This is a genomic window from Pantoea sp. B550 (genome assembly GCF_024158165.1).
Classification (GTDB): domain Bacteria; phylum Pseudomonadota; class Gammaproteobacteria; order Enterobacterales; family Enterobacteriaceae; genus Pantoea; species Pantoea alfalfae.
Window position 1 is genome coordinate 3,502,703 of record NZ_JAMYXI010000003.1, and the last position, 11,782, is coordinate 3,514,484.

Here is an 11,782-nt window from a genome sequence, read left to right on the forward strand (position 1 = left end):
CATCGGCTTTCCACAATACGGCGACCATGGAACCAACCTCAATCTGCGCTGACTAATTTGCTGACTTATGCCGTTACGTTAGCGCTTCAGAGACGTTAATTGTGCGAGTCTCACTTTTATTCAGCCAGAACGGCGTAGCCTGTGCGCAGAGGATGTCAGACATGCGGGTTTTAATTATTTGTCGGGATAATATTGGCGATACCTTGCTGACCACGCCGCTCATCAGTGCGCTGGCGCAGTCGGGCCAGTATGAGGTCGATGTACTGACTAACAACTACGCTGCGCCCGTGTTACAGCATAACCCCTATATCCGGCAGCTCTTCTATTACACCAAGTTGCATCACCGTGAGGCAGGGCAGGGACGACTGGCCTGTGTGTTACAGCGACTGAAGCTGATGCTGAATCTGAAAAAGCAACGTTACGACATAGTGATTCTGGCCAAAAGCCGCTGGGATCAGCATGGCCTGAAGTGGGTTAAAATCGTACGTCCCGCCAGAGTGATCGCGCTGGGGAAGCAGCCGCATCCGCTGATCAGCGATTTACTGCCGCCGCCCAGCCAGTCACCCTGTCATATCAGCGAAACCCTGTTTAGCCTGGGGAGGGATTTGCGTCTCAGCGCCACTGCGCCAGGTAAACTGACCCTGCGGCCGGATGCGGCTATTGCGGCCAGCCTGCGAGACACCTGTGCGATTGATTCTGCTCTTCCGATCTATGCACTCCAGATCAGCGCCCGTAAGCCAAGTCAGCAGTGGGAAGCCACGCGGTTTGCCGGGCTGGCGGAGAAGATCGCGGCGCATCATCCCTGCCAGATCATGCTGCTCTGGTCACCTGGCAGCCGCGATAATCCGCGTCATCCGGGGGATGATGAAAAAGCGCGTGAAATCATGGCGCTCTGTCCGCACCTGCCGATAAAGGCGGTAGCAACTACCAGCCTGCCACAGCTGATTGCGGCTATGTCGTTATGTCAGGGGCTGGTGAGCAGTGATGGCGGAGCAATGCACATCGGTGCCGCACTGGGCCTGCCGGTGGTGGCGCTGTTTGGTGACAGCGATCCGGCGTGCTGGCATCCGTGGAAGGTCAACTATCAGGTGCTGCAACCGGCGTCACGTGAGGTCAACGCGTTGAGCAGCCGCGAGGTCTATGATGCCTTCGTCCATATGATTATTCAGTAATCTGCTTCAGGCCAGCGTCCACGGCTGGCCGCTTCACATAACATCGCGACCGTTACGGGACAATATCCGCCAGATTTAAACCACTTCATTGGTGTCATTCGCCGCAGGTGCGCCGCCGGAAAATAGCGGGCATCATCATAATGCTCAGAGCAGACGTTGAACGTGGCAAAAAAATCATTCATCAGAATCGCAAACTCCACTTCATTCAGTGGCAGCTGCTGCAGATGAAAACCCGCCCGATCCACTTTCCGGAACCCGCCCAGGGCGGTTGGCTGATTGTGGTATTCAATCAGCGCCATAATGGCGTGAGAAAGCTCGTTCATTATCCCACCAGTTTCGCCACGGCCTGCTCGACTTCTTCAGCCTTGATCGACGCCATCGGATGCTGTGTCGCCGTTTTATCCGGGCGATGAATAACAATATGGCGATCGCTGTCCTGGCAGGGGCCGGTATAGCGTGGATTGGCGGTAGAGAACAGGCTGACCGTTGGCGTCTGTGCCGCCACGGCGATGTGCAGTGGGCCGGTATCGCCGGTGACCAGCACGTTCAGCGTGCGGATCAGCGTAATCAGGCCGCTGAGATTCGTTTTGCCCGCCATTGGCGTCACACGCTTACGGCAGTGCAGCGGCAGGCTTTCGATAAATTGTTTCTCAAGAGGCTGCTCAGCAGCCGTACCGGTGACAATGATTTCAGCGTCAGGCCAGCGTTCGAGCAACGCGGTCGCCAGCTGGCTGAATGAAGCCAGCGGCCAGCGGCGAATATCTTTTGATGCGCCTAACTGAAAACCGATACGGCGATGGCTGGCCGTTGCAGCCGAGCTGCTCGTTACCTCGGGAAGATGCATCCGGGTCTGCTCTGTCTCTGCACCCAGCGCTTCAATCAGTTTCAGCTTACGCTTAATGGTGTGGTCGTCGAAATAACCTGAATAGTGATCAAGATATTTATTCAGTACAGGGGATTCGCTGCCGTAATGATCGCGCACAATTGCTTTACTGCCGGTCAGCACCGAACTCATAATATCGTAAGGGAAATGGGCGTGTAATATCACTGACAGATCAGGTTTCTGGCGACGCAGTTTGAAAAATAGCGGCAGGAAATTCGCCACTTTGTTATCCCAGATATAGATCTTATCGAACCAGTTATAACGACTGACCAGATCCTTATTTTTCTTGCTGGAAACCAGAATAAATTTGCTGGTGGGAAAGCGATTTTTCAGGCTCCAGATAGCCGGCGTATTCATCAGAAAATCGCCCAGTGCCGTGGTGGAGTAAATCACGACTGTGCCGGGTGTCAGGGCCTGCAGGGCCTGCAGTTTTGTTCTGCCTGAAAATCGAGAATAAAGCGTTAAAAGTCGGTCTATCAGATAAATCTTTCTTTTCTTCACGGCTGAATTCTCTTTAATGCATCAATAATATTAAACAAAAGGTGTTGTGCATTATTAGAGAATATTCTTACGTCTAAAGTTCAGTAGGGAGAAATATTTTTTATTCTCCGTAGAATATTTGTTTAAACTGTTTCCACATTTTTAGTGTTGTTTATTCAGGGTATATATACAAAATTGTGTAAAAGAGGTAGGAAATTAGCGAAAAGAATTGGGACAATTCTTATAATAATGATATTCCATATTTTTAATCCCGCACTTAATTACTAGCAGGTTAACTATCAGAGGATTTATTTTACGGGTGCTATTCAATATAAAAAAAGAGAAACAAACCCCGGCACGTGTGCCGGGGCAGGGTATTACGACTGTGGCTGACCCACCGGGCCTGAACCCAGCGTACCGCCCGGTGATGACTGGCCACTTGGCGCATGGGGACGGCCATCTTCTTTAATCGCGTCGCTTTTATGTGAGCAGCCCGCCAGAGAGGTTAAGGTCGCTGCCACCAGCAGCAAAGCAGGTATCGTTTTCATAAGGTCACCTTGATGTTGTCAGAAAGAGAACGTAATTAAGACTGAAGACTCACCGTGCGCTGGCCTGTGAAGGCTTATCTTTCAGATGTTTCTCAGCATGCAGTCAGCTAAAGCCAAAAAAACGGAAGCCAGTGGCTCCCGTTCTGTCGACGTGTGGCGGTATTACTTACGACCCAGCAGGAAGCCGATAAATACGCCAACGCCTGCAGCAATGGCCAGACCGGCAGCAGGATTGGATTGAACCTGATCGCGAATGGTCTCAGCAGCATCACGTGCAGCATAGCTTGCCTGATTGGTGTAACGACGCGCTGCGCCTTTAGCCTGATGCTCAGATGAACCGGTTGCTGCACCCCATTGTTCCTGAACTGCGCCAGCCGCTTCTTTTACTTTATCTTCGATTTTTCCTGACATTTAAATGCTCCTTGGTTTTGAGTAAGACTCTCAAAGCGTAGCAAAGATAGTGAGTTCTGCTCCGCCAGCGCTCGATAAGGGCCTAAAAAATCATTTCCGGCTGTTAATGGCGCTGCATTTGCGGGCCCGCCATTTCCTGTCTAGCCTTTTGAGAAGAAAGTCACAGCCGGAGGAGAAACGATGAAACGTGATGCACTGAATGATGATGACTATGATGAAGTCTGCCGCGTTATTGGCGATGCAGTCATTGTGCTGATGGAGCGCGGTCATGACACCCGGCGTGGCGAAATCTACGACCTGCTTAAACGTATCCGCCAGCAGCGCGCCCACAGTGAACGGGATGAGCAGCGGATGCTGGATCACGCTATCCGGCTGGTTAAATCTGACGTGTAGCGAAGTGTGGAAGCGTTGCGCTATTGCAGCAGCACGCCCTGAATCAGGTTGGCCTCAACAATCTCCACCTCATCCATTTTCAGCGCCTGCATATACCCTTCCACCAGTAACAGGTTACTCACGTCAGTGGCGCGGTAGTCACCCTGCAATTCGCTGTCGCCTTTCCAGACCTGCTGCTGCGAGAGCTGGCTCAGGGTCGCCAGCGTATAGTGGTTGGGTTTACCCGGTAACTGATTGCGAATCGAAAAACCGTGTACGCCTCCGATCCCAATCACCCGACGACCGGCCACATCCTGTTTGATCTGCGGGCTGACTTCGTTAGTCGCGTAAAACTGCACAAAGCGCAGCACCGACTGCCGCCAGGAACCAATCGGGTTGGGCGATTTAGCCTCCGGGCTGTTCTTCAGCACCGTCAGGATAAAGTTTTTCAGCGTCACTGAGGCCAGTCTGCCCCGGTAAATATCCGCTACCGGCTTGCCCGCCTGCTGTCGCCATGCCGTCATCTGCATTGACCCACCGCCAATATCCCAGACCAGCAACTGCTCATCCCGTACTGCCGGATCGTTAAGCGCGGCTTTGGCAGAGAGAAAGCCAAGCATCGCTTCCTGCTGCTGCGAAATAATGCTGATTTGCGCACCACTCTGGCGCTGCAACTGTTCAATTACGGCCTGACCGTTGCTGGCATTGCGAAACACTGCCGTCGCCACGCCGCTGATTCGCTGTGGATGAAAGCGCTGTGCGTGCGCGACCAGCTGCTGCAGTGCGGCGGCACCTTCGTGGGTGACTGCCGGACTCAGCTGGTTATCCGCTGAATGGGCTAATGCGTCGTTCCAGGCCACGGCGCGCTGATCCTGATACAGCACTTTTTCGATACGCTGCTGGCAGACATTGACGCGCGCCACCGCAATTTTGGTGGTACCGGAACCGATATCCAGACCGGCGCGAATTTGCTGGCAGCGATCGGCCTGGGCCGACGCGGCAAAAAACAGCGAGCAGAACAGCGTAAAAACAGACAGCGCAGCAGAACGCATAGCGACTCCGGGAGAAGTGGGGATCAGAGCGAACGGCCGGCGATGCAGGTCGGATAGACGCTCACCAGGAAATGACGCAGATGGTCAAAACACCATTCGGCGTCATCGGCCTGCGGACAATAGAACTGGATAGTGATTTTTTCGTAATCGCGCTGACGCTGATGCAGCGGCGACCAGCTCCAGTCGAGTACCGAACGGGCATAGTTGACCAGTGTCCCGGCGGGCAGTTGATGTTGCTGCTCCTGTCCGGTCAGGTAATGGTGAAAGCTCGCCTCCAGCTGCAGGGCTTCCTGGTGACCGTGCTGCGGCAGGTCGGGACGAAAAGCCACATCGATAAAACCACAGACCGCATCTTCCTGCTGCTGCCAGTCACAGGCCAGGGTCATAAACAGCCCCTCCTGCAGATTAACCTCCTCGACCAGTCGCCGCAGATTCGCTGAGCGATTCAGTACGACGATCTCTTCAAGGCGACCGGTTTCCAGCGTCAGATCAAAGCCACAGGGATTAACCGAGCCATCCGCATTGCGCGTAGCGGGGAAGGGGAAGTCGATATAACCGTTGTTATCCAGACGCTTTTCCATCGGGGAACCCTGCTGCTTGACGTTTCCTGACAATAAACCATCTGGCAGCAGGATTCATCCCTTATGGACAGGTCCAGGTGATTTGGGTGTCCTGATAAGGATTAATCAGGCGGAACTGCTTATCTGACAGGCGCTGCGCAAAGTAACCTTCATGCGTCACGGCGGAGGGGACATATTTAAACCGATCCAGCGACTGCAGCGGGCCACTGTTAACGCTGACATTGTCTCGTGTCACGGTAAAGCTGTTAACCAGGTCAAAAATCACGCCCTGTGTCTGTCCCATCGACTGACCATAAATTGTCGAGACCTCACCCGGACATTCCACCCCTTTCGGGCCAGATGAACATCCAGTCACCAACGCGATGAGGATAAAAATGCTGAGTCGCATCATGATTTTCTACCTGCTTCAATCCCTGGGAGTGTCGTGGCGCAGAGTCTATCCTGTTGCACCACCAATCACGTAATTATAGCAGTTTCCGCTACGCTTCCTGTTTGTGATTTGTTTAATCGTTAAGCAACAGGAATGTAAAGGGGTGACTTTGCTTATCAATAAACGGTATTCTTGGCTCCTTTGCGCACCACTTAGGCAAATCCAGGGATAAATGATGAAAGAAGAAGAAGCAAGTCTAATGATTATTCGCCACGCGATTGACGAGCTGGAAGCCGATAAGAAGCAACAGGTGCTCGCCTGCTCAGCGAATATTCGTGCAGCCATGCAGGCTTATGATAGCGAAAATGCCGGGCTGGCGCTGATGTTAGTGGCCGCCGAGGTCGCTGCCGAATAGTCACAATCCGGCCAGGCGGGTACGCTGTCAGGCTGGCCGGATTACTTTATCTTTTCTCAACTTTCAGGTTTTTTCGCACACCGATTCCACCTTTTAATGGTCTTAGTCACGCTCCCCTCACGCCTCTCCTCTGGTTTTTCTATGTTAAGCTAAGAAAATTCTCAATGAAATCAGTGGAGACACAGCATGAAGGCAGCGTTAATTGCCCTGGGCCTGCTGGCCTGTCATATCGCACCCGCCTGGAGTGAAACCGAATTTCAGCTTAACTGTCCCGGTCGGCCGACCATGACAGTTTCACGTGCCGAATATGGTTTAACCACCCTGATGTGGCCGGAAAATCATTTCCAGATTGCCGCCGGTCAGCAGCGAACCCGCTTAGAAGCGGGCGATCAGGTGGCGATTACCCGCTTTCGCAATGGCGATCAGCTGATTGTGAACCAGCGCAGCCAGGCAACCTTCTTTGTTTACCGCGACAGCGATAAACTGCTGCCCTGCAGCCGCAGCGAAAAACGCGATGTGGATGCGCTGACCCTGGAGCGTTACGACGATCGTCAGCGTTCCGACAGTTAACCCCCTGGAGCCACTATGCAACCTGAGATTACCGACAACGTTACTGCGCAGGATCTGGATGAGGTCAGGCTGGCTCTCAATGCCTTCAACAGCAAATTTATTGATGTGAATACGATCAGGTCAATTGGCGTGTTTATCCGTGATGAGCAGGGTAAAAAGCTGGCCGGACTGACCGGCTCAACGACCGGTAACTGGCTGCGGATTGATATGCTCTGGGTGAGTGAGGCGCTACGCGGGCAGGGGGCAGGCAGCAGGCTGATTCAGGCTGCCGAGCAGGAGGCCCGGGATCGCGGCTGCCGCTATGCACAGGTAGATACCGCCAGTTTTCAGGCGCGGCCGTTTTACGAAAAACTCGGCTATACCCTGCGGCTTACACTGGCGAACTACATGGATCATCATCAGCGGCACTATCTGACCAAAGAACTGTAATCAGAACAGCGGATTTTCCCGCAGATCCAGGGGATGCTGTTCAGCTTCATCAATGGCAGCCAGCCAGCTTTGCAGCGTCACTTTTTTCCAGGAAAGATGGCCGCGCGTGGTACTCATCAGTACCACGTCGGGGCGCAGCGAGCGGTAAAATTCCAGCGTCTGACTCAGCTCAGCCGGATTACTGTCCGGCACCAGCACCGTGATCCAGTTGTCATGAGAGCGGGTCACGGTATCGCCGACAAACAGATAGGTTAGCCCCAGCGGCGAGGTATAGAGAAAGCTGCAACTACCCGGCGTGTGTCCGGGCGTTGGCAGCAGATGGAAATCGCCGAAATGTGTCTCCGGCTGCGAAAAGGTGTCATCCGGCTCCGCAAAACGACTGATAGGGCCTAATGAGCGGCTGTGGCAGTAGAGCGCGCTGCTAAACCGCTGCTGGATCACTGCCGCACCGGGCGCGGATTCGTGCCAGTGGGTCAGATAGTGACGGATCACGCCGCCGGTATCGGCAATCACTTCATGATCGAGCGGATTTTCAACGCGGCCAATCAGCAGATTGCCGCGCGGGTGACGCAGCATAAAGCCATGCATCATCAGGTCATTAACGGCATCTTCCACCGGGAATTCCGGGGTTGAGATCCACAAATCGTCATACAACGGCTTCAATGTCGATCTCCTGAAACGCTCTCTATTCCCGCAGGACGGGATGCCCGGTCGCCTGCAAATGGGCGTTGCCCTGGCTGACCGCTAATCGTGCGCTGGCGCCCAGCGGCAGTGTGACGGTGTCAGCGGCATGTCCAAAATCTAATCCACAGATCACCGGCAGATCGGTAGTATCACGCACGCGCTGCCAGACGGTACTGAAATCAAACCCATTGTCATAGTCCGACAGGGTTGTGCTGGTGAAGCTGCCTGTGACGATTGCCCGCTGTCGCGCCAGAATGCCGCTCTGCTCCAGCTGAATCAGCATGCGTTCAATGCGGAACGGATGCTCATTGACATCTTCTATCACCAGAATGCCGTTCTCAATCTGCGGCATCCACGGCGTGCCGATCAGAGAGCAGATCATCGCCAGATTCCCGCCCCACAGCGTACCCTGCCAGTCACCCTGATCTGGCGTTTCGCTCTGCCATTTCACCTCTACTGTAGGTGATGTCAGTGCCTGCCAGAAGTGGTGCAGGGTAAATTCAGATAAGGTCGCGGCACCGAAGTTACCGGCCAGCATCGGTGCACTGAAGGTAATCAGGCCGACCTGCGCCAGCAGAGCCAGCTGAATCGCGGTAAAGTCGCTGTGGCCGCACAGCGCCAGCGGCTGATTCAGCAGACGGCGTTGCAGGGCGACGTAGTCGATGGACGCCAGTAACCGGCTGGCCCCATAACCGCCGCGCACCGCCAGCACCACGTCGGGCAGCGTAGTGAGGCTGGCAAGCTGGTTGATATCCTCAAGGCGCTCTGCGTCCGTTCCGGCGAAGCGCTGAAAACGGCGGGTGATCACCTGCTCGTTCTCCACCTGATGGCCCGCCGCGCGCAGTCGTGCAATGCCCTGCAGTGCCGCAGGCTGATTATGACAGTAACCGGAGGGGGAGATAAGACGAACTGAACGTGAAATCATCATACTTTCCTGCTGTTAGCGCACATGACTGACGGCGATGATGGCGAAAAAGCCCGCTGAAGTCACGGTGCGCGCCGCATAATCGTGTATTTAGGATAAACGGTAATTTTGCTCTCAGGCTGCCTGGGTATGATAGCATTCGCCACAATCGCGATGAGACGAAAAATTGCTGAAAATCCGACACCTTATACTCTCGGCGTTACTCCTGACTGGCTGTACCAGCGAGCCACCGCACCATGCCGTTAAGCAGCGCAACACGCCGTTAACGCAGGCACCGCCTTCCAGCGTCAATGGAACCTGGGCCATGTTTACCGAAGATGCCGCCAGTCATTATGGCGTTGATGAGAAGTTGATCAGCGCCATTATCAGTGTCGAATCGGGTGGAAATCCGGGCGTAGTGAGCCGTTCCAATGCGGTCGGGCTGATGCAGATTAAAGCGTCGACCGCGGGACGTGAAGTCTATCGCACGCTGGGCCGCCGGGGTCAGCCGTCGAATGCCGAGTTGCGCGATCCGGCCAAAAATATTGATATCGGCACCGCCTATATCCGCATCCTGCAGGACTCTGCGCTGTCGGGCATCCGCGATCCGCTGACCCTGCGCTACGCCACCATCGTCTCTTATGCCAACGGTGCCGGTGCACTGCTGCGAACATTTTCCCGCGACCGCGATCGGGCCATTGCGATGATCAACGCCATGTCACCGGATGAATTCTATCAGCATGTGCAGAACAGGCATCCGGCGGCGCAGGCACCGCGCTATCTCTGGAAAGTCACCACCGCTTACCGCACCATCTGACCGGTTTTGACTACGCCTGCGGCGTGAGCAGCAGCCGGGCCGTGGGATAGTCAATAATCAGCACCTTGATATAACCGCCCAATAGCGCACCGCGAATCGCCTGCGCTTTCTCCCGTCCGCCAGCCAGTCCGACGACCTGCGCGCACTGTTTCACCTGCGCCAGTTCCATTCCGATCACCGGATCTTCTTCAGCTTTCAATACCGGCTGGCCACAGGCGTCAAAATAGTGCAGGCAGATATCACCGACCGCACCGCGTGCCGCCAGCGTCTGCAGCATTTTGCCATCGTAGTAGTTGCCAGAATTGCGCAGCAGCGCTGACGGCTCCAGATCGCCGATGCCGACAATCGCCAGATCGACCTGCTCAAATTTACTCAGCACTTCGGCAACCTCGGCATTGGCCGACAGCCGCTGGCGATCGCTGACCGAATGCTCAATCGACTGCGACGGCAGTAGCCAGGCAGGGCAGTTCAGCAGCGCCGCCAGATTCTGGGTCAGAATGGTGGCCTGCACGTTGCCGTTGGCTCCGACGCCGCCCAGCAGCTGGATCACGCCCTTACAGGCGCTGTTGAGCGGATGCAGTGCATCCACCATCGCCCGGATAGTGCCGCTCCACGACGAAATACCAATCAGCTCATCGTTGCGCAGCCGGGTCTCCAGATAGTGAGCAGCCGCCGAACCAATCGCCTGTTTAATCTGCAGCGGCGAGGCCTGATCCGGCACATCCACCACAATCGCCTGCGGCAGGTTGTAGGTCTGCTCAATCGCCTTTTCCAGTTCCGGATAGACGTTGGCCGGTGGCACCACGCTAATCTTGACCACCCCCTCTTTCACGCTGCGATTAAGAATGCGTGAGACAAATGATTGCGATAGGGTCAGCGACTGCGCGATCTCTGACTGCTTCAGCCCTTCGACATAGTAAAGCGTGGCAATCTTCACCATCAGTCGCTGTTCATCCTGTTTTGCCATCGGTTTTTCCCTCTCTGAATCTGCCCGGTATTGTTAACCAGGATGATCAAAATCACAACGCAGGCTAATTTGTGATCGTTTTCGCTTTTTAACGATCGCGCATTGGACGGCGCGTCAGCGCAGGCGCATAGTCATTATGCATATAAAATCGCGTGTGAATATATATTCAAGCGGAGAGAAACAATGACGCGTCCTCTGATTAAACTGACCCTGCTGGCTTCGATGTTCGCTTTTTCTGCAACGGCGCTGGCGGCAGAGCAAGGCCTGCTGGCGATTATTACCCCATCCCATGACAACCCGTTTTTTAAAGCCGAGGCAGAAGGCGCGTTAGCTAAAGCCAAAGAGCTGGGTTATGCCACGCTGGTAGCGTCGCACGACGATGACGTTAACAAGCAAAACCAGCTGATTGAGACCGCGATTGCGCGCAAAGCCAAAGCGATCATTCTGGATAACGCCGGCGCGGACGCCACCGTCGGGCCGGTGCAGAAAGCCAAAGATGCCGGTATCCCGACCTTTCTGATTGACCGTGAGATCAACAAAACCGGTATCGCCGTGGCGCAGATCGTCTCCAATAACTATCAGGGTGCGCAGCTGGGTGCAGAGAAATTTGCAAAGTTGCTGGGCGGCAAAGGCGAGTACGTTGAACTGCTGGGCAAGGAGTCTGACACCAACGCGGGCGTGCGGTCGCAGGGCTATCACGACGTACTGGATGACTACACCGACCTGAAAATGGTGGCGCAGCAAAGCGCTAACTGGAGCCAGACCGAAGCCTTCAGCCGCATGGAAACCCTGCTGCAGAAGCACCCCAACATCGTCGGTGTGATCTCCGGTAACGACACCATGGCGCTGGGTGCGGAAGCCGCGCTGAAAGCCGCCGGGAAAACCTCGGTCATCGTGGTGGGTTTTGACGGCAGCGACTACACCCGCGATTCGATCCTCAACAAAGGCAACATCAAAGCGACGGTACTGCAACCGGGCTGGGATCAGGCGCAGATGGCGGTCACGCAGGCGGACTACTACCTGAAGAACGGCAAAGCGCAGAAACAGGAGAAGCAGCTGATGGACTGTGTGCTGATTGACGACAGCAACGCCGCTAAGCTGAAAAACTTCAACCTGGCGAAATAACC

At 54.8% G+C, this 11,782-nt stretch carries 17 protein-coding genes; 7 read left to right on the forward strand and 10 right to left on the reverse strand.

The window, feature by feature from the left end; genetic code table 11:
- Positions 1–161 precede the first annotated feature (161 nt).
- The gene (locus NIM72_RS19440) at positions 162–1,172 is read left to right on the forward strand and encodes a glycosyltransferase family 9 protein (protein WP_222924172.1); all 1,011 of its coding nucleotides are present in this window, start codon (positions 162–164) and stop codon (positions 1,170–1,172) included.
- On the opposite strand, the gene NIM72_RS19445 is transcribed toward NIM72_RS19440, so the two are convergent.
- The 4 genes from NIM72_RS19445 to NIM72_RS19460 form a co-directional block, all read right to left on the reverse strand.
- On the reverse strand, positions 1,166–1,495 hold the full coding sequence (locus NIM72_RS19445; protein ID WP_161736982.1) for a DUF1493 family protein: 330 nt from the start codon (positions 1,493–1,495) through the stop codon (positions 1,166–1,168). The genes NIM72_RS19440 and NIM72_RS19445 overlap by 7 nt on opposite strands.
- Positions 1,495–2,556 (reverse strand): glycosyltransferase family 9 protein, encoded by a 1,062-nt coding sequence (locus NIM72_RS19450; protein ID WP_222924171.1) that lies wholly within the window; start codon positions 2,554–2,556, stop codon positions 1,495–1,497. The genes NIM72_RS19445 and NIM72_RS19450 overlap by 1 nt, the downstream gene beginning before the upstream one ends.
- Positions 2,557–2,912: 356 nt before the next feature.
- Positions 2,913–3,083 carry a hypothetical protein gene (locus NIM72_RS19455; protein WP_013357533.1) on the reverse strand — a complete coding sequence of 57 codons (171 nt, stop codon included), beginning with the start codon at positions 3,081–3,083 and terminating at the stop codon, positions 2,913–2,915.
- Between the two features lie 162 nt (positions 3,084–3,245).
- The gene (locus NIM72_RS19460; protein WP_013357534.1) at positions 3,246–3,494 is read right to left on the reverse strand and encodes a YqjD family protein; all 249 of its coding nucleotides are present in this window, start codon (positions 3,492–3,494) and stop codon (positions 3,246–3,248) included.
- A 180-nt stretch (positions 3,495–3,674) separates the two neighbouring features.
- On the opposite strand from NIM72_RS19460, the gene NIM72_RS19465 reads away from it, so the two are divergent.
- Entirely contained in the window at positions 3,675–3,887 is a 213-nt protein-coding gene (locus tag NIM72_RS19465) for a DUF2767 family protein (protein WP_161736083.1), read from the forward strand.
- Positions 3,888–3,907: 20 nt separating this feature from the next.
- Here the strand turns inward: NIM72_RS19465 and NIM72_RS19470 are convergent, their stop codons facing one another.
- From NIM72_RS19470 to NIM72_RS19480, 3 genes are all read right to left on the reverse strand, one after another.
- A complete protein-coding gene (locus NIM72_RS19470) occupies positions 3,908–4,918 on the reverse strand; it encodes a Ppx/GppA phosphatase family protein (protein WP_253421622.1) in 1,011 nt (336 codons plus the stop codon).
- A 23-nt stretch (positions 4,919–4,941) separates the two neighbouring features.
- Positions 4,942–5,499: a hypothetical protein gene (locus NIM72_RS19475; RefSeq protein WP_161736081.1), complete on the reverse strand. Its 558-nt coding sequence runs from the start codon at positions 5,497–5,499 to the stop codon at positions 4,942–4,944.
- Positions 5,500–5,560: 61 nt separating this feature from the next.
- The gene (locus NIM72_RS19480) at positions 5,561–5,890 is read right to left on the reverse strand and encodes a hypothetical protein (RefSeq protein ID WP_222924170.1); all 330 of its coding nucleotides are present in this window, start codon (positions 5,888–5,890) and stop codon (positions 5,561–5,563) included.
- A 214-nt stretch (positions 5,891–6,104) separates the two neighbouring features.
- On the opposite strand from NIM72_RS19480, the gene NIM72_RS19485 reads away from it, so the two are divergent.
- The 3 genes from NIM72_RS19485 (at position 6,105) to NIM72_RS19495 (ending at position 7,283) form a co-directional block, all read left to right on the forward strand.
- Entirely contained in the window at positions 6,105–6,284 is a 180-nt protein-coding gene (locus NIM72_RS19485; RefSeq protein WP_013357539.1) for a hypothetical protein, read from the forward strand.
- A gap of 186 nt (positions 6,285–6,470) precedes the next feature.
- Entirely contained in the window at positions 6,471–6,854 is a 384-nt protein-coding gene (locus NIM72_RS19490; RefSeq protein WP_135909190.1) for a hypothetical protein, read from the forward strand.
- 15 nt (positions 6,855–6,869) lie between these two features.
- On the forward strand, positions 6,870–7,283 hold the full coding sequence (locus tag NIM72_RS19495) for a GNAT family N-acetyltransferase (RefSeq protein ID WP_061062233.1): 414 nt from the start codon (positions 6,870–6,872) through the stop codon (positions 7,281–7,283).
- Here the strand turns inward: NIM72_RS19495 and NIM72_RS19500 are convergent, their stop codons facing one another.
- The gene (locus tag NIM72_RS19500; RefSeq protein WP_033782762.1) at positions 7,284–7,946 is read right to left on the reverse strand and encodes an MBL fold metallo-hydrolase; all 663 of its coding nucleotides are present in this window, start codon (positions 7,944–7,946) and stop codon (positions 7,284–7,286) included. It lies immediately after the preceding gene.
- A gap of 22 nt (positions 7,947–7,968) precedes the next feature.
- Positions 7,969–8,892, reverse strand: a complete 924-nt coding sequence (ldcA, locus tag NIM72_RS19505; protein ID WP_202605041.1) for a muramoyltetrapeptide carboxypeptidase — start codon at positions 8,890–8,892, stop codon at positions 7,969–7,971.
- Positions 8,893–9,058: 166 nt separating this feature from the next.
- Here ldcA and emtA point away from each other — a divergent pair, with 166 nt between their 5' ends.
- Complete coding sequence (emtA, locus tag NIM72_RS19510; RefSeq protein WP_161736078.1) at positions 9,059–9,688, forward strand: membrane-bound lytic murein transglycosylase EmtA; 630 nt, start codon at positions 9,059–9,061, stop codon at positions 9,686–9,688.
- A 10-nt stretch (positions 9,689–9,698) separates the two neighbouring features.
- Here emtA and NIM72_RS19515 read toward each other — a convergent pair whose 3' ends face one another.
- Positions 9,699–10,655 carry a sugar-binding transcriptional regulator gene (locus tag NIM72_RS19515; RefSeq protein ID WP_161736077.1) on the reverse strand — a complete coding sequence of 319 codons (957 nt, stop codon included), beginning with the start codon at positions 10,653–10,655 and terminating at the stop codon, positions 9,699–9,701.
- A gap of 183 nt (positions 10,656–10,838) precedes the next feature.
- Between NIM72_RS19515 and NIM72_RS19520 the strand changes: the two genes are divergently transcribed.
- A complete protein-coding gene (locus NIM72_RS19520; protein WP_013357546.1) occupies positions 10,839–11,780 on the forward strand; it encodes a D-ribose ABC transporter substrate-binding protein in 942 nt (313 codons plus the stop codon).
- Positions 11,781–11,782: the final 2 nt, after the last annotated feature.

Bases quoted from the DNA above. Each gene is read 5' to 3' on its own strand.
- NIM72_RS19445 (WP_161736982.1), bottom strand. From the start codon at position 1,495: ATGAACGAGCTTTCTCACGCCATTATGGCGCTGATTGAATACCACAAT.
- NIM72_RS19455 (WP_013357533.1), bottom strand. From the start codon at position 3,083: ATGAAAACGATACCTGCTTTGCTGCTGGTGGCAGCGACCTTAACCTCT.
- NIM72_RS19465 (WP_161736083.1), top strand. From the start codon at position 3,675: ATGAAACGTGATGCACTGAATGATGATGACTATGATGAAGTCTGCCGC.
- NIM72_RS19460 (WP_013357534.1), bottom strand. From the start codon at position 3,494: ATGTCAGGAAAAATCGAAGATAAAGTAAAAGAAGCGGCTGGCGCAGTT.
- NIM72_RS19475 (WP_161736081.1), bottom strand. From the start codon at position 5,499: ATGGAAAAGCGTCTGGATAACAACGGTTATATCGACTTCCCCTTCCCC.
- NIM72_RS19440 (WP_222924172.1), top strand. From the start codon at position 162: ATGCGGGTTTTAATTATTTGTCGGGATAATATTGGCGATACCTTGCTG.
- NIM72_RS19520 (WP_013357546.1), top strand. From the start codon at position 10,839: ATGACGCGTCCTCTGATTAAACTGACCCTGCTGGCTTCGATGTTCGCT.
- NIM72_RS19485 (WP_013357539.1), top strand. From the start codon at position 6,105: ATGAAAGAAGAAGAAGCAAGTCTAATGATTATTCGCCACGCGATTGAC.
- NIM72_RS19480 (WP_222924170.1), bottom strand. From the start codon at position 5,890: ATGATGCGACTCAGCATTTTTATCCTCATCGCGTTGGTGACTGGATGT.
- NIM72_RS19495 (WP_061062233.1), top strand. From the start codon at position 6,870: ATGCAACCTGAGATTACCGACAACGTTACTGCGCAGGATCTGGATGAG.
- ldcA (WP_202605041.1), bottom strand. From the start codon at position 8,892: ATGATTTCACGTTCAGTTCGTCTTATCTCCCCCTCCGGTTACTGTCAT.
- NIM72_RS19515 (WP_161736077.1), bottom strand. From the start codon at position 10,655: ATGGCAAAACAGGATGAACAGCGACTGATGGTGAAGATTGCCACGCTT.
- NIM72_RS19470 (WP_253421622.1), bottom strand. From the start codon at position 4,918: ATGCGTTCTGCTGCGCTGTCTGTTTTTACGCTGTTCTGCTCGCTGTTT.
- NIM72_RS19490 (WP_135909190.1), top strand. From the start codon at position 6,471: ATGAAGGCAGCGTTAATTGCCCTGGGCCTGCTGGCCTGTCATATCGCA.